This is a genomic window from Streptomyces sp. R11 (assembly GCF_041051905.1).
Taxonomy (GTDB): Bacteria; Actinomycetota; Actinomycetes; order Streptomycetales; family Streptomycetaceae; genus Streptomyces.
Genome location: NZ_CP163432.1, coordinates 8,654,519 through 8,674,541, shown reverse-complemented (window position 1 = coordinate 8,674,541; position 20,023 = coordinate 8,654,519). Strand labels below are relative to the sequence as shown.

Annotated in this window: 20 protein-coding genes and 1 pseudogene; 10 read left to right on the top strand and 11 right to left on the bottom strand. The window is 71.1% G+C overall.

What is annotated here, in order from left to right:
* Positions 1 to 25 precede the first annotated feature (25 nt).
* From AB5J55_RS40045 to AB5J55_RS40025, 5 genes are all read left to right on the top strand, one after another.
* Complete coding sequence (locus tag AB5J55_RS40045; RefSeq protein ID WP_369275342.1) at positions 26 to 4,114, top strand: discoidin domain-containing protein; 4,089 nt, start codon at positions 26 to 28, stop codon at positions 4,112 to 4,114.
* A 139-nt stretch (positions 4,115 to 4,253) separates the two neighbouring features.
* Positions 4,254 to 5,297 (top strand): L-glyceraldehyde 3-phosphate reductase, encoded by a 1,044-nt coding sequence (gene mgrA, locus AB5J55_RS40040; protein ID WP_369275341.1) that lies wholly within the window; start codon positions 4,254 to 4,256, stop codon positions 5,295 to 5,297.
* A 148-nt stretch (positions 5,298 to 5,445) separates the two neighbouring features.
* On the top strand, positions 5,446 to 6,606 hold the full coding sequence (locus AB5J55_RS40035) for a S1 family peptidase (RefSeq protein ID WP_369275340.1): 1,161 nt from the start codon (positions 5,446 to 5,448) through the stop codon (positions 6,604 to 6,606).
* Between the two features lie 113 nt (positions 6,607 to 6,719).
* Positions 6,720 to 7,049 carry an antibiotic biosynthesis monooxygenase gene (locus AB5J55_RS40030; RefSeq protein ID WP_328419826.1) on the top strand — a complete coding sequence of 110 codons (330 nt, stop codon included), beginning with the start codon at positions 6,720 to 6,722 and terminating at the stop codon, positions 7,047 to 7,049.
* Between the two features lie 91 nt (positions 7,050 to 7,140).
* Positions 7,141 to 7,779 carry an NUDIX hydrolase gene (locus AB5J55_RS40025; protein WP_369275339.1) on the top strand — a complete coding sequence of 213 codons (639 nt, stop codon included), beginning with the start codon at positions 7,141 to 7,143 and terminating at the stop codon, positions 7,777 to 7,779.
* Here the strand turns inward: AB5J55_RS40025 and AB5J55_RS40020 are convergent.
* Positions 7,712 to 8,512, bottom strand: a complete 801-nt coding sequence (locus tag AB5J55_RS40020; RefSeq protein WP_369275338.1) for a DUF817 domain-containing protein — start codon at positions 8,510 to 8,512, stop codon at positions 7,712 to 7,714. The genes AB5J55_RS40025 and AB5J55_RS40020 overlap by 68 nt on opposite strands.
* Before the next feature lie 230 nt (positions 8,513 to 8,742).
* Between AB5J55_RS40020 and AB5J55_RS40015 the strand changes: the two genes are divergently transcribed.
* Positions 8,743 to 9,033, top strand: coding sequence for an SH3 domain-containing protein (locus tag AB5J55_RS40015; protein WP_369275337.1), 291 nt, complete (start codon positions 8,743 to 8,745; stop codon positions 9,031 to 9,033).
* A gap of 87 nt (positions 9,034 to 9,120) precedes the next feature.
* Positions 9,121 to 10,047 (top strand): GNAT family N-acetyltransferase, encoded by a 927-nt coding sequence (locus tag AB5J55_RS40010; protein ID WP_369275336.1) that lies wholly within the window; start codon positions 9,121 to 9,123, stop codon positions 10,045 to 10,047.
* On the opposite strand, the gene AB5J55_RS40005 is transcribed toward AB5J55_RS40010, so the two are convergent.
* Together AB5J55_RS40005 and AB5J55_RS40000 are read right to left on the bottom strand one after the other, a co-directional pair.
* Entirely contained in the window at positions 10,040 to 10,447 is a 408-nt protein-coding gene (locus AB5J55_RS40005; protein WP_369276428.1) for a hypothetical protein, read from the bottom strand. The genes AB5J55_RS40010 and AB5J55_RS40005 overlap by 8 nt on opposite strands.
* 59 nt (positions 10,448 to 10,506) lie before the next feature.
* Positions 10,507 to 10,680: a hypothetical protein gene (locus tag AB5J55_RS40000; protein ID WP_369275335.1), complete on the bottom strand. Its 174-nt coding sequence runs from the start codon at positions 10,678 to 10,680 to the stop codon at positions 10,507 to 10,509.
* A 231-nt stretch (positions 10,681 to 10,911) separates the two neighbouring features.
* On the opposite strand from AB5J55_RS40000, the gene AB5J55_RS39995 reads away from it, so the two are divergent.
* On the top strand, positions 10,912 to 12,726 hold the full coding sequence (locus AB5J55_RS39995) for an ABC transporter ATP-binding protein (protein ID WP_369275334.1): 1,815 nt from the start codon (positions 10,912 to 10,914) through the stop codon (positions 12,724 to 12,726).
* Between the two features lie 27 nt (positions 12,727 to 12,753).
* On the opposite strand, the pseudogene AB5J55_RS39990 reads toward AB5J55_RS39995, so the two are convergent.
* Positions 12,754 to 13,181: pseudogene (locus tag AB5J55_RS39990) on the bottom strand (amidohydrolase family protein); the annotation flags it as partial.
* Between AB5J55_RS39990 and AB5J55_RS39985 the strand changes: the two are divergent.
* The gene (locus tag AB5J55_RS39985; protein WP_369276427.1) at positions 13,168 to 13,365 is read left to right on the top strand and encodes a hypothetical protein; all 198 of its coding nucleotides are present in this window, start codon (positions 13,168 to 13,170) and stop codon (positions 13,363 to 13,365) included. The pseudogene AB5J55_RS39990 and the gene AB5J55_RS39985 sit on opposite strands and share 14 nt — an antisense overlap.
* A gap of 102 nt (positions 13,366 to 13,467) precedes the next feature.
* The gene (locus AB5J55_RS39980; protein ID WP_369275333.1) at positions 13,468 to 14,007 is read left to right on the top strand and encodes a MarR family winged helix-turn-helix transcriptional regulator; all 540 of its coding nucleotides are present in this window, start codon (positions 13,468 to 13,470) and stop codon (positions 14,005 to 14,007) included.
* Between the two features lie 27 nt (positions 14,008 to 14,034).
* Here the strand turns inward: AB5J55_RS39980 and AB5J55_RS39975 are convergent, their stop codons facing one another.
* Genes AB5J55_RS39975 through AB5J55_RS39945 form a run of 7 tightly spaced genes read right to left on the bottom strand, consistent with a single transcriptional unit; the run spans position 14,035 to position 20,011 of the window.
* A complete protein-coding gene (locus AB5J55_RS39975; RefSeq protein ID WP_369275332.1) occupies positions 14,035 to 15,084 on the bottom strand; it encodes a Rieske 2Fe-2S domain-containing protein in 1,050 nt (349 codons plus the stop codon).
* Between the two features lies 1 nt (position 15,085).
* Positions 15,086 to 15,319, bottom strand: a complete 234-nt coding sequence (locus AB5J55_RS39970; protein WP_369275331.1) for a recombinase-like helix-turn-helix domain-containing protein — start codon at positions 15,317 to 15,319, stop codon at positions 15,086 to 15,088.
* A gap of 17 nt (positions 15,320 to 15,336) precedes the next feature.
* Positions 15,337 to 16,284 (bottom strand): 2Fe-2S iron-sulfur cluster-binding protein, encoded by a 948-nt coding sequence (locus AB5J55_RS39965; RefSeq protein ID WP_369275330.1) that lies wholly within the window; start codon positions 16,282 to 16,284, stop codon positions 15,337 to 15,339.
* Positions 16,285 to 16,298: 14 nt separating this feature from the next.
* The gene (locus AB5J55_RS39960) at positions 16,299 to 17,924 is read right to left on the bottom strand and encodes a thiamine pyrophosphate-binding protein (protein WP_369275329.1); all 1,626 of its coding nucleotides are present in this window, start codon (positions 17,922 to 17,924) and stop codon (positions 16,299 to 16,301) included.
* Between the two features lie 11 nt (positions 17,925 to 17,935).
* The gene (locus AB5J55_RS39955; RefSeq protein WP_369275328.1) at positions 17,936 to 18,727 is read right to left on the bottom strand and encodes an SDR family oxidoreductase; all 792 of its coding nucleotides are present in this window, start codon (positions 18,725 to 18,727) and stop codon (positions 17,936 to 17,938) included.
* Positions 18,728 to 18,753: 26 nt separating this feature from the next.
* The gene (locus tag AB5J55_RS39950; protein ID WP_369275327.1) at positions 18,754 to 19,497 is read right to left on the bottom strand and encodes an SDR family oxidoreductase; all 744 of its coding nucleotides are present in this window, start codon (positions 19,495 to 19,497) and stop codon (positions 18,754 to 18,756) included.
* A complete protein-coding gene (locus AB5J55_RS39945; protein ID WP_369275326.1) occupies positions 19,490 to 20,011 on the bottom strand; it encodes a cupin domain-containing protein in 522 nt (173 codons plus the stop codon). The genes AB5J55_RS39950 and AB5J55_RS39945 overlap by 8 nt, the downstream gene beginning before the upstream one ends.
* Between the last annotated feature and the right edge of the window lie 12 nt (positions 20,012 to 20,023).

Genomic DNA, 20,023 nt, shown 5'->3' with positions numbered 1-20,023 from the left:
CATCCCTGATCGGAGCCCTTGTCCCATGCCGGATCAGCCTTCTGTGCCGTCCCGCCGTGCCGTACTCACCGCCGGGTCCACCCTTCTCGCGGGCTTCGGGATCGGCATGAGCCTGCCGCCCGGCGCCGCCGCGGCCGGAATCGGCCACCCGCGCCAGGCGCCCAGCCGCGGCGAACTCGCCGCCTACCGACCGGTGTCGGTCTCCTCCACGGACTACGCCCCCACGCCGGCCGAGTTCGCGGTGGACGGCCTCGACGGCACGGGGGTGCGCGGGACGGGCTGGCGTGCCGCAGGCGGTGACCCGCAGTGGATCAGCGTCGACCTCCAGGCGCAGTGCGAGGTGGAGTCGCTGCGGCTCACCTTCGAGGCGACCGTGGACGATCCGCCGTACGTCGACGCGCCCGGGGGCAACCCGCGGGACAACACCACGGGGCAGGAGATCCTCTCCAGCTGCGCGGTCGGGTTCGTGATCGAGACCTCGCGCGACCGGCAGTCGTGGACGTCCGTGTACCGCACCGACTCCGGCCGGGGCGGCGTCATGGAGATCGCACTGCCCCGGCCCGTCAGCGCGCGATGGGTGCGCATGACCGTCCACAAGCGCTCCAACGCCAACCCCCTGGGCCTCAACGGCCTCCAGGTGTACGGCACGTGCGGCGAACGCCGCCCGGACGTCACCGGCTGGACGGACTGGGGCGTCCGCCACCGCACGCCTGAGGCGCTGAAGGTCGCCGAGGACGGCACCGTACCGCTGGAGTCCGGCTGGGACCTGACCATGGACGACTGGGCCGGCGGGGAAGGCACCGACCTGTCCGAGCCCTCGGTGGACACCAGCCGCTGGCTGCCGGCCACGGTGCCCGGCACCGTGCTGTCCTCCCTGGTGGACCAGGGGCACCTGCCCGACCCGGTCGCCGGGCTCAACAACCTGCACGTGCCGGAGGCTCTCTCCCGCCACGCCTGGTGGTACAGACGTGAGTTCCGCCTGCCCAAGGGACTGCGCACCGGCACCGGTCGCCGTATCTGGCTGGAGTTCGACGGCGTCAACCACGAGGCCGAGGTCTGGCTCGACGGCAGCCGGGTCGGCACCGTCACCTTCCCCTTCGCGCGCGCCGCCTTCGACGTGACGAAGTTCCTGACCGGCGCCGGTGATCACGCCTTGGCCGTGCGGATCGAGCCCATGCCGTACCCGGGCAGCCCCGGCGACAAGGGCCCGGCCGGCCTGGCGTTCGTGGACGCCGGGGCGAACATGATGAACCGCAACTCGCCGACGTATCTGGCCGCTTCGGGCTGGGACTGGATGCCGGCGGTGCGTGACCGGGCCGCCGGCATCTGGAACCACGTCCGGCTCCGCTCGACGGGCGCGGCCGTCCTCGGCGACCCGCGCGTGGACACCCGGCTGCCCGATCTGCCCGACACCGGCACGGCCGAGCTGACCGTCGTGGTCCCGGTGCGCAACGCGGACTCCGTCGCCCGGAGCGTCACCGTCTCCGCCGCCTTCGACGACGTACGGCTGACCCGGACGGTCACGGTGCCGGCCGGCGAGACGGCCGACGTCACCTTCAGCCCGGCCGATCACCCGCAACTGCGCATCCGCGAGCCGAAGTTGTGGTGGCCCAACGGCTACGGTGAGCCCGCCCTGCACCTGCTGAAGCTCACCGCCTCGGTCGCAGGCGAGGTCAGCGACCGGCGCACGACCCGGTTCGGCATCCGCCAGTTCGGCTACGAGTACGACGTCCCGCTCACCTTCCAGTCCGGCGGCGACGCCTACGCGCAGACCGTCGACCTCGCCCGGCAGAAGGCCCGTCACGTGCGGATCCTTTGCCATACCCGGGCCACCGAGTGGGGCTCGTCGATATGGAACCTGTCGGTCGTCGACAGCACGTCACCCGGCACCGACCTGGCCCTGCACAGGCCGGCCACGTCGTCCTCCGTCGACGACCCGGCCAACCGGCCCGGCAACGTGACGGACGGCGATCCGAAGACGCGCTGGTCCTCGGAGTTCAAGGACGAGCAGTGGATCGAGGTCGACCTCGGCGCCGCGGTGTCCTTCGACCGCGTGGTCGTCACATGGGAACAGGCGTACGCGAAGACGTACACCGTCCAGGTCTCCGACGACGGCGAGGACTGGCGAGAGGCCTCGGCCGTCGACAACACCGCTGCTCCGCTCCCCTTCCGTACCGCGGGCGCGGCGGCTCTGCAGAACGTGGAGTTCGAGCCGCGGACGGCGCGCCACGTCCGGGTGCTGTGCCACAGCCGGGCGACGAGCTGGGGCGCGTCGATGTGGAGCCTGTCGGTCGTGGACAGCTCCTCCCCCGGCACCGACCTGGCGCTGCGCAGGACGGCCACCGCGTCCTCGGAGGAGGGCTCCGGGAGCGCGGCCGCCAACGCCGTGGACGGTGACCCCAACACACGGTGGTCGTCGGCGTACGAGGACGAGCAGTCGATCCAGGTCGACCTGGGCGAGCGGGTGGCGTTCGACCGCGTGGTCATCCTGTGGGAGCAGGCGTACGCGAAGGAGTACACCGTCCAGGTCTCCAACGACGGCGAGGACTGGACGGACGTGAAGTCCGTCGACAACTCCACCGTGCCGCTCAAGATCAGCGTCAACGGTGTCCGGGTGTTCTGCCGGGGCGGGAACTGGGGCTGGGACGAGTTGCTGCGGCGTATGCCCGCCGAGCGGATGGACGCGGCCGTGCGCATGCACCGGGACATGAACTTCACCATGATCCGGAACTGGCTCGGAAGCAGCAACCGCGAGGAGTTCTACGCCAGTTGCGACGAACACGGCCTGCTGGTCTGGAACGACTTCCCCAACGCCTGGGCCATGGACCCGCCGGACCATGAGGCCTTCCTGAGCCTGGCGCAGGACACCGTGCGCCGCTACCGCAGCCACCCCAGCATCGTCGTGTGGTGCGGCGCCAACGAGGGCAACCCTCCCGGCCCGGTCGACGACGGCATGCGCGCCGCGGTCCGCGCGGAGGCGCCCGATCTGCTGTACCAGAACAACTCCGCGGGCGGCATCGTCTCCGGCGGCGGCCCCTACGGCTGGGTCGAACCGCGGCGCTACTCCGCCGCGACCACCTACGGCAGCGGCGGCTTCGGCTTCCACACGGAGATCGGCATGCCGGTGCTGCCGACGGCGCAGACCATGCGCCGGCTCGTGGGCGACGAGCCGGAGTGGCCCATCAAGGGCGCCTGGTACCACCACGACTGGAGCACCCGCGGGAACCAGGCACCGCAGAACTACCGGGCGGCGATCGAGACGAGGCTCGGCGAGGCGAAGGACCTCGACGACTTCTGCCGCAAGGCGCAGTTCGTCAACTACGAGAACTTCCGGGCCATGTTCGAGGCGTGGAACGCCCGGCTGTGGGACGACGCGAGCGGGCTGATGCTGTGGATGTCCCACCCCGCCTGGTACAGCACCGTGTGGCAGACGTACGACTACGACTTCGACGTCAACGGGGCCTACTACGGCGTGCGCAAGGCGAGCGAGGCCGTGCATGTGCAGGCCGATCCGGTGAGCGGCGAGGTGATCGCGGTCAACCACACCCCCCGCCGCATCTCGGGCGCGACGCTCTCCGCGCGCCGCTACGACCTCTCCGGCCGTCCGCTCGGCGCCGAGCAGCGCGCGACCGTGGACGTCGCCGCCTCGTCGACCGCGCCGGCGTTCACCGCGGGCCGGCCGGACGACCTGCCCGGCCTCCATCTGCTGCGGCTGCGCCTGGTGGACGCCCGCGGGGAACTGCTGGCCGAGAACACCTACTGGCGGTACCGCGAGGCCGCCGACATGCGCGCCCTGAACCAGGTCGGGCGGACCAGGGTGTCGGTGGAGATCACCGACGCGGACCGCTCGGGCGCCCGCCACGGCCTCACCGCCCGCGTGCGAAACCGCGGCACGACGGTCGCGGCGATGGTGCGCATCTCCCTGCTCGACGCCGAGTCCGGACACCGGGTCCTGCCCACGCTGTACGGCGACAACTACCTCTGGCTGCTCCCCGGCGAGTCCCGCAGCGTCACGCTGTCCTGGCCGGCCGCTTCCCTCACCTCCGGCAGGCCGGCCGTACGGCTGGAGGGCTACAACGTGCCGACGACCACGGCGGGCCGGGCGCGCACGTGAGGCCGGCACGTCATTCAGAAACGGCATCGCTGAATCCGATGAAAAGGATGCGTTGGACGTCAGAATCAGTCAGGAGCACAGTGAACACGTCCTCACCCGGACCGAACCACCCCGACTGCAACCCTGCGGAGAACACTCGATGAACCACGTCGCGGATCCCGAGCGCTACGACGGCACCATGCGATACCGGCGCACCGGACGCTCTGGACTCGACCTTCCCGTGCTGTCCCTGGGGTACTGGCACAACTTCGGTGACGACCGGCCCTTCGAGGCCCAGCGCGAGATCGCCCTGCGCGCTTTCGACCTCGGCATCACCCACCACGACCTGGCCAACAACTACGGCCCGCCCTACGGCGCCGCGGAGATCAACTTCGGCCGGCTGATGAAGCAGGACCTGGCGCCGTACCGGGACGAGCTGGTGGTCTCCACCAAGGCCGGCTGGGACATGTGGCCCGGTCCGTACGGCCAGGGCGGCGGCTCGCGCAAGTACGTGCTCGCCTCGCTCGACCAGTCCCTGCGCCGGACGGGGCTGGACTACGTCGACATCTTCTACTCCCACCGGCTCGACGCGAGCACGCCGCTGGAGGAGACGATGGGGGCGCTCGACACGGCCGTCCGCCAGGGCAAGGCCCTGTACGTCGGCATCTCCTCCTACGACGCCGAGCGCTCGCGGCAGGCGGCCGCCATCCTCCGCGAGCTGGGCACACCGCTGCTCATCCACCAGCCGTCGTACAGCATGCTCAACCGCTGGATCGAGAACGAGGGCCTGCTGGAGGCCGCCGGGCAGGAGGGCTTCGGCGTGATCGGCTTCACCGCGCTCGCCCAGGGGCTGCTGACCGGGCGCTACCTCGACGGCGTCCCTGCCGACTCGCGCGCCACGCAGGGCAAGTCGTTCGACGAGACGTGGCTGTCGGAGGACATGCTGGGCAGGCTGCGTGCGCTGAACGACATCGCGGCCCGCCGCGGCCAGAGCCTCGCCCAGATGGCGCTCGCCTGGGCGCTGCGCGACCCCCGGGTGACCTCGCTGGTCATCGGTGCCTCGCGCACCGAGCAGTTGGAACAGAACGTGGCCGCGCTGGAGAACCTCGACTTCAGCGACGAGGAACTGGCCGAGATCGACAAGTACGCCACCGACGGCGGCGTCGACCTGTGGCAGGACGCGCGGACCGGAAACCTCGGCTGAGGTCCCGGCCTCCCGCACCCACTCGACCCGGTCGCTGGTATGGACCTGATGCGTCGTCAGGGCTAAGCTCTGCCCGACCCTGAATGAGAGCGCTCTCAGATTGCGGTTGTTCCACCCCACCTTGTTGGAACGACGAAGGGCAACTCCCTTGAGACGCATCAGACTCACGTACGCCGGCCTCGCCGCGCTCCTGGTCCTCGGCAGCTGGACGGCGGGCGGAACCGCGCAGGCCACGGCGGACGACTCCCCCACGGTGGCGGACGCCGAACCGGCCTCCCCCGGACTGCTGCAGGCGATGCGGCGCGACCTCGGCCTGTCGAAGGAGCGGGCCGAGGCGCGGCTGGCCGCGGAACGCACCGCCATGGACGTCGCACCGAAGGCACGCAAGGCCGCCGGGTCAGCCTACGGCGGCTCGTGGTTCGACGCGAAGAGCGAGCGGCTCACCGTGGCCGTCACGTCGGACGCCGCGCCCGCGACCGTACGGGAGGTCCGCGCCACCGGTGTGACGGTGCGCACCGTCGCGCACAGCGCGCGCGATCTCGACGCGGCCAAGGCACGCATCGACCGTCTCCCCGCACCGTCCGGCGTGAGCAGTTGGCACGTCGATCCGGTGGCCAACACCGTCGTCGTGAACGTCGTCCGCGACAAGCGGTCGGACAACGATGTCCGCGGCTTCGTCTCCCGCGCCCGCGCGGCCGGACCCGTCACCGTGGAGACGGTCGCGGCGGCCCCGCGGACCTTCGCGGCGGGAACGGTCGGCGGCGACCCCTACTACACCGGCAACGTCCGCTGCTCCATAGGCTTCTCGGTGCACGGCGGCTTCGTCACCGCCGGGCACTGCGGTGGGCAGGGAGCGGCTGTCCGGGGCTGGGACGGCAGCCACATCGGAACGTTCCAGGGCTCCTCGTTCCCGGGCAACGACTACGCCTGGGTGAGCGTCGGCAGCGGCTGGTGGACCGTGCCGGTGGTCCTCGGCTGGGGCACGGTCCCGGACAAGCTCGTGCGCGGCTCGGCGGAGGCCCCCGTCGGCACCTCCATATGCCGCTCCGGCTCCACGACGCACTGGCACTGCGGCGCCGTGCTGGCCAAGAACGAGACCGTCAACTACAGCCAGGGCGCGGTGCACCAGATGACGAAGACCAGCGTCTGCGCCGAGGGCGGCGACTCCGGAGGGTCCTTCATCAGCGGCGACCAGGCCCAGGGGGTCACCTCGGGCGGCTGGGGCAACTGCTCCGGCGGCGGCGAGACCTGGTTCCAGCCGGTGAACGAGATACTCGGCCGGTACGGGCTGACCCTGCACACGGCCTGATGCACCGGACCTGATGCACCGGACCTGATGCAACGGGCCTGATTCGTGGCGCCACACCTGTGAAGCACGAGCCGCCGCGCCTGTGCCGGCGGCCGTGCGGCAGGATGAGGACCATGAGCGTAGTCAAGATCAACGTACTGACCGTGCCCGCAGAGCAGCGCGAGACGCTGGAGAAGCGCTTCGCCTCCCGTGCCCACGCCGTGGAGAACTCGGACGGGTTCGAGTGGTTCGAACTCCTCCGGCCGGTCGAGGGCACCGACACCTACCTCGTGTACACGCGCTGGCGCGACGAGGAGTCCTTCCAGGCCTGGATGGAGGGCCCCATGAAGTCGGCCCACCAGGGCGGCGGCCAGGAAGGCGCCGAGCGCCCGAAGCCGGCGGCCAGCGGGTCCACGCTGTGGTCCTTCGAGGTCGTGCAGCAGGCCGGGCCGAAGGGCGAGTAACGGCGAGCGGCCGGCGGTAAGCGGCGGGGGCTGCGGCAATGCCCCCGCCGTGTCCGCCCTCCGGGCGCGCGCCGGATGCCAGAATGCGCACATGGTGTCCTCGCACAGCCTCCCCGCTCCCTCCGACGGTCGCCTTCGGGCCCAGTTGGTCGGCCTGGTCGACGCCATCGACCCCTGGGACGACCTTGAGCGGGACCACCTGCGCCTGGCCGGTGAGTGGCTCGCCGGCGGCGCGCCCGTCCACAGGACGCGTAAGCCTGACGTCCCGGACACTCACCTCGTCAGCTACTTCGTCGTGCTGGACGCCGAGTGCGGCGAACTGCTGCTGGTCGCGCACCGCAAAGCCGGTCTGTGGCTGCCCCCGGGCGGCCACGTGGAGCCGGGTGAGGACCCGTGGGCGGCTGTTGAACGCGAGTGCCGGGAGGAACTGGGTATCCCGGCGGTCGCCTCGGACATCACGGGCGAGCACCCCCTCTTCCTCACCGTCACCCGAACCCGCGGTCAGGGGGAACACACCGACGTCTCGCTCTGGTATGTCATCACCGCGGACGCGCGAACCCTCACCTCCTACGACGAGGAGGAGTTCACGGCGATCCGATGGCTGACTCCCGAGCAGGTGCTCGCCGAGTCGCTCGACTCCATGGACCCCCACATGCATCGCTTCACTCGCAAGCTGATGCAGGCCGCCGGTGCGACCGGGTCACTGCCGCGAGGACGAACGTCACGCTGATCAGCAGGGCCCAGGCGCCGAACTTCTCCACTCCCACGGGCTGCCAGCCGTCGAGTTGGTAGGGGTAGCGCCAGGCGCCCAGGTAGGTGGCGAGGTTCTCCGCGACCCACAGGAAGAAGCCGATCAGGACGAAGGACAGCGCCAGGGGCATCCGGCGGCGGGTGGTGCGCACCGTGTAGCGGACCGAGGTGCCAGCGGTGACGGCCAGGAGCAGTGCGGCGAGGAGCCAGCGGGCGTCGGGGAGCCAGTGGTGGCTGAAGAAGTTGACGTAGATGGCCGCGGCGACCACGGCCGTCGCCCGCGGGCGGTACCGGACCAGTTCCAGGTCGAACAGGTGCCAGGCACGGCAGACATAGCTGCCGACAGCGGCGTAGAGGAAGCCTCCGTACAGCGGGACGCCCGCGAATTTCAGTACGGCGGGCTCCGGATAGCTCCACGAGCCGAGGGACACCTTCACCAACTCGAAGGCCAGGCCGATGACGTGGCAGACGGCGATGACGGCGACGTCCCGCCCGTTCTCCCAGCCCCGCAGCCAGAACAGCAGCGTCAGCAGCACGCCGTAGACGACGAGCAGGTCGTAGCGGGCCACGGGGAGGCCGGGCAGCAGGGCGGAGGCGGCTACGCCGGACATCAGGGCGATGGCGAAGGCGCAGGACCGTGTCTGTATCCAGGCGAAATCGAGCAGCTGGCGCAACGACGCCGACAGGGTGCCGGCGATGCTTGTGGTGACCATGATCCCAAAGACGAGCTCGCGGCGCCCTCGGTTGCGCGAAGCGGCGGTACCTGAGAAGTCTCAGGATCCGTGTGGCCTCGCGTTTCCCTTGTGTTCCGAGCACCGGTTGAGTGCCGGGCAATGACCGTCAAACAGGGGGAACAGGTCATGTCCACTCGTATCCTCGCCCGGGCCGCGCTCGTCGGTGCCGGTGCGCTGGCCTGCTCGGGCCGCTCACCGCCGCGACCGCCGTGGCGGCGTCCGACGCGGACGGTGGCGGGGCACGCATCATGGCCGCGCCGTACGCCGTCGTGCCGTACGAGACGGTCAACGTCCGTTCCGGGCCGACGAGTTCGTACGCCCAGGTCGGCAGTGTCGCGGCGAACCAGCCGCGCGGCGCGTACTGCTGGGTGCGCGGCGAGACGATCCGCGACAACGGCTACACGAACAACGTGTGGGTCAAGCTCGTCGAGGGCTACGTGAGCGCGGGCTACCTCAACGGCAACGAGTACGGGGACCTGCCCGGTTTCGCGACCTGCTGACCGACCTGCGGCGAGTGGAGAGGAGGGCAGGCCGCGGGTCACCGAAAATCCGTTGCGGCCGTCCTCCCCTCCCCCGACCCTTGGCCCATGCCCTACGCCCTTCGTCCGGCCGGCCTCACCGACGCGGCCGCCATCACCGAACTCCTCAACGAAGTCGACCGCATCGAGATCGGCAGGCCCGAGACCGACCTGCACACCGTCGAGGCCGACCTGAAGCGGCCCGACATCGCTCTGGACCGCGACTCGTGGCTGGCCTTCGACGGCGACCGGCTGGTGGCGTACGGCCTGTTGTGGGACGAGTCGGCCGGTGAGCGCGTCGACGTCGACCACTACGTGCTGCCCGACCACCAGCAGGCCGGCGAACTGATCCTGGACGCGCTGGAGGCGCGAGCCCTGGAGAAGGCCCGCGAGAACGGTGCGGCCAGGGCGGTGGTGCATCTGCACCTCAACATCGAGCCCACGCTCGACACGGAGCTGATCGAGCAACGGGGCTGGCACGTCGTACGGCGCTATCACGTGCTGCAACGGCCCGTGGACGGCTCCGCGGACCTCGTTCCGGAACTCCCGAAGGGCATACGCCTGCGGCCGTGTGCCGAGGAGGCGGACCGTGCGCGGGTCCACGCGCTGTACCAGTCGAGCTTCGCCGAGCACTTCGACTTCCAGCCACGGAGCTACGACCAGTGGCTGCACGACGTCGACGCCGAGGTGCTCGACTGGTCCCTGGTGTGGATCGTCGGCACCGAGGAGTCGGGGGACGCCGGGTTCCTCATCGCCCGCGACGACCGTGAGGCGATGGGCTGGATCCGGAGCATCGGCGTGCTGAGCGAGGCACGCGGTGCCGGTCTGGGCGGTCTCCTGCTGCGGCACGCGTTCGCCGCGTTCGCGGCGCGAGGGCGGGACACGGTGGGGCTGGGAGTGGACACCGCCAACCCCACGGGGGCGCCCGCGCTGTACGCCCGGCACGGCATGGCCGTTCACTACGCCGTCGACACCTGGGAGACGGTGCTCAGCTGACGCCGGCCTCGACCTGGCCGGAGCCCGCTGCGCGCCGGCTCTCGAGGCGCAGGGCCGCGCCCGTGACCACCGCGCCGATCCCCTCCCACAGGCCCACGCCCAGGAAGCCGGCGGGAGCACGGTCACTGATCGCCGCCAGTGTGAACACCGTGCAGGTCAGCAGGCGGAAGGGGACCGTCCAGCGGAAGAACGCCTTCCAGTCGGAGAGCGCGGCCAGCACGTAGTAGACGCCCATGTTGAGCGCCGCCATGGAGGAAGCGGTCAGAAAGACCAGGGTGTGGTCTCCTTCCGCACGCCGCGAGCCCGCCTCAGGGGCGAAGCCCATGACGGTGAGCAGGGCGTCCGGGGCCACGAGCCCCACCGCGCCCATGACTGCGGCGAGGACGCCGAACACCGCCATGGTCCAGCCGGACAGGGAGCGGGGCAGGCGTCGCACGCGGTCCTCCGAGGGTGACGGGGTCAGCGGCCTCTCGTGCCCGGCTGGGCGCCGCTTCTACGGGTGTTGTTGTACAGGCGCAGCAGGTGTTTGGCGACTGCGCACGGTATCGAGTCGGCGTAGCACTGCCGGCAGGTCTGCATGTGGTGTTCGTAGTCGGCACGTGCCTGCTGCACGGCATCGGTCTGGGACGACATCGAGGTCCTCGGAGTTGACGACGGAAGGGGGTTGGTGGCGGAGCGGGTGTCGCGGTGACTGCGAGGTCCACCTGAGGACAAAGTTGATCATGTTACTTGTGGTACGGGAAAGTCGTGAATCCTGTGCGACCGCACGCTCCGGCGCAGGTCCCCGAACGCCCCCTGCGAGCTCCCCACCGACCGGAAAACGCTTGGACTTCGCGGTCGCCGCCACGGGACACTACGGTCGAAATGGGAACTCCTGAATCGCCCAAGGTTCAGCCGGGCAAGCGCTCGGTACTTCTCGCACTTCGCTACTACGGACGGGAGTTGGCCCGGCTTCGCCTGCTGACGGCTCCCGCGATGGTGTTGTCGGCGCTGGGCAACATCGGCATCAACTATGTCGCGCCGCTGATCGTGGCCAAGCTCGTCGGCGACATCGCCGGCGGCGGGGACGTCACGGTCGCTTCGACGCTGCCGTACGTCCTCGGCTTCGTCGGTGTGCTGCTGCTGGCCGAGGCCCTGTGGCGGGTCGCGCTGCACTGCCTGAACCGGCTGGACGCCCTCGGCATCGAGCATCTGTATGTGATCGGGATGGACGAGCTGTTCGCGAAGGACGCCGCGTTCTTCCACGACAACTTCGCCGGGTCGCTGACCAAGCGCGTCCTGAGCTTCGCCTCGCGTTTCGAGCAGTTCGTCGACACGCTGACGTTCCAGATCGTGGGCAGCTTCGTGCCGCTGGTGTTCGGCGCGGTGGTGCTGTGGCGCTACGAACCGCTGCTCGTCGTCGGGCTGTTGACGATGATCGCGCTGACGGCGGTGTGTGTGGTGCCCCTGATCCGGCGCCGCCAGGCCCTCGTCGACCAGCGGGAGGAGGCGATCGCCCGGGTGTCGGGGCACGTCGCCGACAGCCTGATGAACATGGACACGGTGCGCGCGTTCGGCGCCGAGGAGCGCGAGGCCGCCGAGCACCGCTCCCGGGTCGCGGTGTCGCGCCGGCTGACCTTGCGGGCGTGGGACTACGGCAATCTGCGCATCGACACACTGGTGGCGCCGATGTCGGTGCTGACCAACGCGCTGGGGCTGCTGCTCGCGGTGACGCTGGCCGGGGGCGCGCACGGTGTGGAGGCGATCGTGGTGGCCTTCACCTACTACAACAACGCGACGCGGATCATGTTCGACTTCAATCAGATCTACCGTCGGCTGGAGAGCTCGATGACGGAGGCCGCGCAGTTCACCGAGCTGCTCCTGACGCCGCCGACCGTGCTCGATCCGCCGTCGCCGGAGCCGCTGCTGCCCGCGCCCGCCGACGTCCGCTTCGAGAAGGTCACCTTCGCCCACGCCGGTGGCCGGCCCCTCTTCGATGGCCTCGAACTGGCCGTGCCCGCCGGGGCGAAGATCGGCCTCGTGGGCCGGTCCGGCGGCGGCAAGACCACGCTGACCCGACTGCTGTTACGGATGACGGACATCGACGCCGGCCGGATCCTGATCGGCGGCCAGGACATCACCATGCTCCGCCAGGCGGACCTGCGCGGCCTGATGGCCTACGTGCCGCAGGACCCGGCGATGTTCCACCGCACGCTGCGGGACAACATCGCCTTCGCCCGGCCGGACGCCACCGACGCCGAGATCCGCCACGCGGCGGAGGCGGCGCACGTCACGGAGTTCGCCGACGCGCTGCCGTACGGCTTCGACACCATGGTCGGCGAGCGCGGCATCAAGCTGTCCGGCGGCCAGCGCCAGCGGGTCGCGCTCGCCCGGGCGATCCTGCGCGACGCACCGATCCTGCTGCTCGACGAGGCGACCAGCGCCCTGGACTCCGAGAGCGAGATCCTCGTCCAGGAGGCGCTGTGGCGGCTCATGGACGGGCGGACCGCGCTCGTGGTGGCGCACCGGCTGAGCACGGTCGCCACCATGGACCGACTCGTCGTCCTCGACCGTGGACGGATCGTCGAGCAGGGCACCCACGACGAACTGCTCACCCTGGACGGCGCCTACGCGAAGCTGTGGCAGCACCAGTCGGGGGGCTTTCTCGAGGACAGCCCGGCGCAGGCGGAGTTGCCCTGACCGGGCTTCGGCCTCGTGTCACTCCCCTCAGGCGCACCGGTGCACGATCTGCCCGCCGGTCACGGTGAGACGCACCGGCACCTCGGCGGCCTCGTCGGCGGGTGAGTCGACCGGGTCGAGGCCGAGGGCGGTCAGGTCGGCCCTGAAGCCTTCGGCGATGCGGCCGGCGTAGGTCGCCTCCCGGCCGCGAGGCCCGCGTGCGCGGTGCAGCCTTCCAGAGCCTGCAGACCGGTGAGTCCCGCCCTGGCGGAGTCCGCGCCCCGGGGCGTCCGCGCGGTCGCCAGGACGGCGCGGACGTCGTAGTGGGCGACGGGCCAGTCCGAGCCGAGCGCGACGACCGCGCCCGCGTCCCGCAGATCGCGCAGACGCCAGGCCCGGGAGGCCCGTTCGCCGCCGAGCCGCAAGGACCACTCGTCGGACCGGTCGGCCCGGGTGTAGCCGGTGTGCGGGGGCCGCCAACCGCTCGGTCTACGAGGCCACCGCAGCGGCGGGCGGCACCCGGTCGGCAGCGTCCCCTTCAGCCATGCGGACTGGCGGGCCCACTTCGGCCCGGCCTGGCCAGGGTTGCAGCGGGCGAAGCGCACGTACGACCCACGAGGGATTCTGGTGCCGGGACAGGGGATCTTCCCGGCGAGGTGACACTGGGCGTTCGCCGCACGTTGTTTCAGGGCTAAGATTTCTCCGAGGTTGCGCAGGGCCACTGGGCCCGCGTTTCCCGACAGGAATCCGCGAAGGGACGACATGGCTCAGCGCAGGGCGAAGCGGCCGGATGCCGTGGCGCGGCTCGTGGAGGACTGGGCGCGCGAGCGACCGGGTCTGGACACCTCGCCACTGGAGGTGCTCGCCCGGCTGCACCGTGCCTACCTGCAGTACCAGTCGCGGCTCACCGCGCAGATGGAGAAGCACGGCCTGTCGGTCGCCGGTTTCGACGTGCTCACGGCGCTGCGCCGGGCCGGTGCCCCCTACCGGCTCACCGCGGGGCAGCTGGCCGCCTCCGGCCTGATCTCCTCGGCGGGAGTGACGCTGCGTCTGGACCGGCTGGAGAACGACGGGCTCCTGGTGCGCGAGCGCGACGCGGTGGACCGCCGTGTGGTCTACTCGCGGCTCACCGACGCCGGGTTGAAGAAGGTGGACGAGGTGTTCGCCGAGCACCTGGAAAACGAGCGGCGGATGCTCAGCGGACTCTCCCTCACCGAGCGCCGTCAACTTGCCCGGCTGCTGTCCGGGCTGGAATTCTCGATCGTCGAATCCGACACGGCGGGGGAGGACGCGGCCGGCTGACCAGCGGGCCGCGCCTCCCCCGGGGCGTCACACGGCCGGACCCGCCCCGACCGTCTCGGACTGCCGCACGGCCTTGGACTGCTGCGCCGCCTCGGCCTGGTAGAGGCGCCGCAGGCGGACCACGCCGAGGTCGTGCTGGTACAGGTTCTCGTACTGGTCGGCGTCGGAGGGCATGGCCTCCAGCATGACGCGGTCCTGTTCGAGGACCTGCCAGTGGCGTTCCTCGATGAGCGTCTTGTAGAGGAACCGCCAGCTGTCGCGCTGCCAGCCGTCGACCCTGCGGTAGCGCCAGAAGAAGACACCGGTGCGTTCGGCGTCCACCGGGCAGGCCATGCCGACGATGCCGAACCCGCCGCCGGGTCCCGCCGACGGCGGGTAAGGAATGGACAGGTCCACCCAGTCGACGCCGGTCCGGCACAGCTCCACCCAGTCGAAGTTGACGCCCCGCTGGTCGGTCTTCTCGAAGAAGTAGCCGCGCTGGGTCTCCCGGATGCGGAACTTCGCCCGGGTGTCACCGTCGTACATGGTGTGCGACTCGTGGTGCAGGAACGCGCCGTGCATCGGGTCGAGGAGGTTCTCCATGGCGTAGCGCCACGGCACGTTCCACTCGGTGTAGCACAGGAAGGCGGAGACGGCGGGGTCGGTGAGCGGCTCGGGGAGGGTCAGGTCCGCCGGCTCCGGGTGCTCCTCGTCGCCGAAGTGGGCGAGGATCGCGCCGCCGACCTCGCGGACCGGCAGGGACGTGACGAGTGTCTTGCCCTCCAGGTTGCAGCCGGGCAGGCCGGGTACGGAGGTGACCGTGCCGGAGCCGTCGACCTCGACGCCGTGGTACCAGCACGCCACCCGGTCGCCCAGGTGCTTGCCGAGGGAGAGCGGCGCGCCGCGGTGCGGACAGCGGTCGGCGAGCATCGACAGGGTGCCGTCGGCCTTGCGGAACAGCAGCCAGTTCTCGCCGAGGGCGGTGACCTTGCGCAGGCCGCCGGGCGCGACGAAGTGGGAGGGGACGACCGGGTGCCACTGGTTGCGCAGGCCGTGGGCGTAGACGTGGTCCGCGGTGTCGGATACGGAAAGTGGCATTTCAGGCTCCCAGGCGGTGCATCTCGGTACGGAAGGTCTCCTCGGTCCAGGGCTCGCCGGACGGAGTGCGGACCTGGCGGGCGTTGAGCCCGGCGACGACGTCGGCCAGTTCGTGGCCGTCCTGGGTGAAGATCTCCTCCAGCGTCCGGGCGAGCTTCAGCTCGTAGGAGGTGGGTTCGTGGTCGCGGGTCTGGTGCGGGGCGAGGTAGGGCCAAGGGGTGGCTTCGGTGGTCATCAGGGTCTCCGTACGGGTCACAGGTCCAGGACGAGGCGGTCGGAGGCGCACCGGGAGACGCAGAGCATCATCGTCTTGCCGGTGGCGCGTTCGGCCTCGCTGAGCAGGAAGTCACGGTGGTCGGGGGTGCCGGCGAGCACGCGGGTCTCGCAGGAGCCGCAGATGCCGTCCCGGCAGGAGGAGTTGACGTTCAGCCCGGCGTTCTCGGCGGCCTCCAGGACGGAGGTGGTGGCGTCGACGGTCAGGGTCACACCCGACGTTCGGCACTCGACCTCGAAGGCGGTGTCGTCGCCGGTGCGCTCGACGACGGGTGCGGCGAACCGCTCCACCCTCAACTGCCCGGCGGGGCACGCCTCTTCGACGGCCTTGAGCAGGGGTTCCGGCCCGCAGCAGTAGACCAGCGCGTCGGCCGGCAGGTCGCGGAGGGCGGCTGCCAGGTCGGGGTGGCCCCGCTCGTCCTGCGGGACGAGGGTCACGTCGCCGGTGAGCGCGGACAGCTCGGCGCCGAAGGCCATCGAGGCCCGGGACCGGCCGCCGTGGACCAGCCGGTACGGGATGCCGTCGCGGTCCGCCTGGCGGGCCATGGCCAGGATCGGGGTGATGCCGATGCCTCCGGCGAGGAAGACGTATGAGGAGGCGGGTTCCAGCGCGAAGTGGTTGCGCGGGCCGACCGCACGGACGCTCTGCCCGGGGCGGAGCCTGGTGTGCACGTGCCGCGAACCGCCGCGCGAGGAGGGCTCGTTGAGGACGCCTAGGCGGTACGTCGTCGAGTCGGCCGGGTCGCCGCAGAGGCTGTACTGGCGGACGAACCCGCCGACGTGCAGGTCCAGATGGGAGCCCGGGGTCCAGGCGGGCAGCGGCTTGCCGTCCGGCCGGGCAAGTTCGACGGAGAGCACGCCGTCCGCCTCCCAGGTCATCCGGCGGACGAGGAGGTCGAGTTCGTGCTCGTCGGCAGTGGTGGTCATGACGGTGGGCCTCCCTACGCGGTGGGGATCTTGACGGGCGGGGTGAACGGGTTCTTCATCGGGCCGAGCGCGGCGAGGTCGACCTCGACGAGGGTCGGGCCGTCGCCGCCGAGAGCCGCCGCAAGGACCGGTGCGGCGTCCGCCGGGGAGGCGATCCGGGCGTACGGCAGTGCGCAGGCGGCGGCGAGCGGGCCGAAGTCGGGCGTGAACAGGTCCACGCCGGAGCGGCGTTCGGCGTACTTGTCCTGCATGTTGCGCAGCACCCCGTATCCGCCGTCGTTGAAGACGATCAGGGTCAGGCGGGGCCGCTCCTGAGCGACGGTGAGGAGTTCGCCGAAGTGCACGGCGAGGCCGCCGTCGCCCGCGATCACCACGGTCGGCTCGCCGGGGCGGGCGAGCGCGGCGCCGATGCCCATGCCGAGGCCCTGTCCGATGCCGCCGCCGCGCGGGAAGACGTTGGCGCGGGGGTCATGGATGGGCAGGAGCCGGTTGCCCCAGGAGGACGACGGGATGGTGACGTCGCGGGCGACCACCGTGCCGCGCGGCAGGGCGGCGGCGAGGGCGTCGCAGATCGCGGCCTGGGGTCCGATGCCCTCGTGCAGTGCGGCTCGGACCTCCTCGCGGACAGCGGTGACACGGGCCGTCCAGTCGGCGTCCGCGCGCACGGCGGCCCCGGTCAGCGCGGGCAGGACGGTGGCAGCGTCGCCGTGCAGGGCATGGCGTGCCGGGTGGACCCGGCCGAGAGCGGCCGCGTCCACGTCGATCTGGATGTGCGCGTCGGGGAGCTTCAGGCCGTAGTCGGCGGTCTCGTTGGACCGGAAGTGGGTGCCGACGGTGACGAGGACATCGGCGTCGGCGAGCAGGGCGCGGGCGGCGGGTGTGGTGGCGAAGTTGCCGATCACGAGGGAGTGGTCCTCGGGAACGGAGCCACGCCCGGAGTTGGACGTGAGCAGTCCGGCGCCGGTCGCTTCCAGCAACGCGAGGAGTTCCGGTCGGGCACGGCAGGCCCCGCCACCGGCCCAGATCAGCGGGCGTCGGGAGCCACTCAACAGCTCCTGGGCGGCGGCGAGTTCGGCGGCGTCCGGGGCGGGAGCCGTGCCGCCGGGGACTGCCTCCTCGGCATCCTGCTGTGCCGCGTACTGCAGGTCGATCGGCCACTCCACGCTGGCGGGGCCTCCGGGCACCGCGAGCGCTGCCGACGTCGCCTCGCGCAGGACGCGCCCGGCGTCATGAGCGGAGGTGACGGTGGCCGCGTACGCCGACACCGCGCTCAGCATGCCGAGTTGGTCCTTGGTCTCGTGGATGAAGCCCCGCCCGCTGCCCAGGTACGCAGACTCGACCTGCCCGGTGACGTGCAGGACGGCCGTCCCGGACGCCAGTGCCTCGATCAGCGAGCCGGCGGCGTTCCCCGCCCCCGTGCCGGTCGAGGTGAGGGCGCAGCCGATCGAGCCGCGCGCCCGTCCGTAGCCGTCGGCCGCGTTGACGGCGGTCGCCTCGTGCCGGACCGGTACGAAGCGCAGGTGCCGGTCGACGGCCTCCACGAGCGGAAGGTTGTGTACCGACACGACGCCGAAGACGGTGTCGATGCCGAGGGATTCCAGGTGGGCTACGAGGAGTTCGCCCCCGTTGTCGTGCTGCATGGGAAGAGTCCTCACAGGATGCCGCGGCCGACTCCGCCGCAGACGTCGATGCTGGTGCCGGTGATGTACGAGGCGCGCGGGGAGAGCAGCGCGACGATCGCGTAGGCGACCTCCTCGGCGCGCCCGACGCGTCCGAGGGCGACTCCGCGGTCGGCGGCGAGTTCGGCCTGCCATTCCTCGTACGTCAGGCCGCTGTCCGCGCCGGCGTGGCGGCGGGTCCACTGGCCGGTGTCGATCAGGCCGAGGCAGACGGAGTTGACGCGGATGCCGTCGGCGGCGAGTTCGGCGGAAAGGGATTTGGAGAGGTTGAGGATGCCTGCGCGTGCGGCGCTGGTGGTGATCAGGCGGGTCTCGGGCTGTTTGGCGAGGACCGCGTTGACGTTGACGACGGCGGCGGTGTCCGAGGCGCGCAGGTGACTCCGGGCGGCGGACAGCGGGTTGAGCACACCGGCGAACTTCAGTTCCAGTTCGTCGCGCCAGTCCTCGGCGGTCGTCTCGTCGAGCCGCTTCATACGGGACTGACCCGCATTGTTGACCAGACCGTCGAGGCCGTCGCCGAAGTGCTGGGCGGCTTCCTGCGTGAAGTGCCGTACGGCATCCGCGTCGCGGACATCGCACGCTCCCGTGAACAGCCGGTCGGGGCCCGCGCCGAGCCGGGCGGCGGCCTTGTCGAGCCGTTCGGGGTCGCGACCGCAGGTGGCGACGCGGGCGCCCTCGTCGAGCAGGGCGCGGACCGTGGCCAGGCCGACGCCCGAGCTGCCGCCGGTGACCAGGACGGTGCGGCCGGCGAGGCCGAGATCCATGACGTACTCCTTGCAGATGGGGTGGTTCAGTGCATGGTGAAGCCGCCGTTGACGGCGATCACTTGGCCGGTGAGGTACCCGGATTCCTCGGACAGGAGGAAGGCGACGAGGCCGGTCAGGTCGTCGGGCTGCTGCGGTCGCGAGATGGCGCGGCGCTCGGCGTAGAGCGCGTGGCGCTCGGGCGGGACCGTCTCGGTGGCCTCGACCTCGGTGAGGCCGGGGGCAAGGGCGTTGACGGTGATGCCCCGCTCCCCCAGTTCGCGGGCTATGGCCCGGGTGAGGGAGATGACCGCGCCCTTGGAGGCGATGTAGTGGGCGAGGCGCGGCGAGCCGTAAAGGGCCGCGTCCGAGGCGATGTTGACGATCCGGCCGGGCCGGGTCATCAGTGGCAGCAGGTGCTTGGCGACGAGCCAGGGTCCGCGTGCGTTGACCGCCATGAGCCGGTCCCAGGTCTCGACGTCGATGTCCTGGAACTCCCTGCCGCCCACGCCGTTGGCGAGCGCCGCGTTGTTCACCAGGCCGTACACCGGGCCGGTGGCGGCCAGCCGGTCCGCGAGCGCGGCGACCGACTCCGGGTCGGCGACGTCGAGCGGTACGAACTCCGCCGTGCCGCCCTCCTGTCGGATCCGCGTGGCCGTACGCTCGCCCCACTCTCGGTTGAGCTCGGCGACCACGACCCGGAATCCGTCGGCCGCCGCCCGGCGGGCCATGGCCTCCCCCAGGCCACGGCCACCGCCGGTGACGACGACAGCGCCCGGCTGCTCAGTCACGGGTGACGCCGTACAGCGGCGAGTACTCGGGGTAGGTCGGCACCTGCGGCTTCTGCGTGCCGATGATCACGCAGAACAGCGCGTCGGTGTCGCCCTCGTTCTTCAGGGAGCGGGTGACGCCGGCCGGCACCACGATCATGTCGCGGTAGCCGAGGGTGCGGTACTCGACCTCGTCGGGGCCGCGGTGGATGCCGACGCGGACCTGGCCCTCCAGGACGAAGAACGCCTCCTCGACGTCGTGGTGGGTGTGGGCCGGGCCCTCGGCGCCGGGCGGCAGCAGCATGTTGGAGAACGTGAAGCCGCCGGAGGGGAGGATCCGGTTGTCGTTCTCGTGGTTGCCGGTGGCGCCGGAGCCGACGTAGCGGATCTGTGCGCGCTTGAACTGCGGGCCGGCCTTCTCCTGGAAGGACAGGGTGCCCCAGTCGGGTTCGCGGGAGTCCTTGGTGGCGATCAGGGCGTCGGTGTACTTGGCGAGGTCACCGTTGTTGTCGTACTCGTCGGTGGTCAGCGGCATGGGATTCGAGCC

Coding starts and splice junctions, on each gene's coding strand:
- AB5J55_RS39955 (WP_369275328.1), bottom strand. CDS start 18,727: ATGGATCTCGGCCTCGCCGGCCGCACCGTCCTGGTCACCGGCGGCAGC.
- AB5J55_RS39960 (WP_369275329.1), bottom strand. CDS start 17,924: ATGCAGCACGACAACGGGGGCGAACTCCTCGTAGCCCACCTGGAATCC.
- AB5J55_RS39970 (WP_369275331.1), bottom strand. CDS start 15,319: ATGACCACCGAAGCCACCCCTTGGCCCTACCTCGCCCCGCACCAGACC.
- AB5J55_RS40045 (WP_369275342.1), top strand. CDS start 26: ATGCCGGATCAGCCTTCTGTGCCGTCCCGCCGTGCCGTACTCACCGCC.
- AB5J55_RS40000 (WP_369275335.1), bottom strand. CDS start 10,680: ATGTCGTCCCAGACCGATGCCGTGCAGCAGGCACGTGCCGACTACGAA.
- AB5J55_RS40030 (WP_328419826.1), top strand. CDS start 6,720: ATGAGCGTAGTCAAGATCAACGTACTGACCGTGCCCGCAGAGCAGCGC.
- AB5J55_RS39995 (WP_369275334.1), top strand. CDS start 10,912: ATGGGAACTCCTGAATCGCCCAAGGTTCAGCCGGGCAAGCGCTCGGTA.
- mgrA (WP_369275341.1), top strand. CDS start 4,254: ATGAACCACGTCGCGGATCCCGAGCGCTACGACGGCACCATGCGATAC.
- AB5J55_RS40010 (WP_369275336.1), top strand. CDS start 9,121: ATGCCCTACGCCCTTCGTCCGGCCGGCCTCACCGACGCGGCCGCCATC.
- AB5J55_RS39945 (WP_369275326.1), bottom strand. CDS start 20,011: ATGCCGCTGACCACCGACGAGTACGACAACAACGGTGACCTCGCCAAG.
- AB5J55_RS40025 (WP_369275339.1), top strand. CDS start 7,141: ATGGTGTCCTCGCACAGCCTCCCCGCTCCCTCCGACGGTCGCCTTCGG.
- AB5J55_RS39965 (WP_369275330.1), bottom strand. CDS start 16,284: ATGACCACCACTGCCGACGAGCACGAACTCGACCTCCTCGTCCGCCGG.
- AB5J55_RS40020 (WP_369275338.1), bottom strand. CDS start 8,512: ATGGTCACCACAAGCATCGCCGGCACCCTGTCGGCGTCGTTGCGCCAG.
- AB5J55_RS40005 (WP_369276428.1), bottom strand. CDS start 10,447: ATGGCGGTGTTCGGCGTCCTCGCCGCAGTCATGGGCGCGGTGGGGCTC.
- AB5J55_RS39980 (WP_369275333.1), top strand. CDS start 13,468: ATGGCTCAGCGCAGGGCGAAGCGGCCGGATGCCGTGGCGCGGCTCGTG.
- AB5J55_RS39975 (WP_369275332.1), bottom strand. CDS start 15,084: ATGCCACTTTCCGTATCCGACACCGCGGACCACGTCTACGCCCACGGC.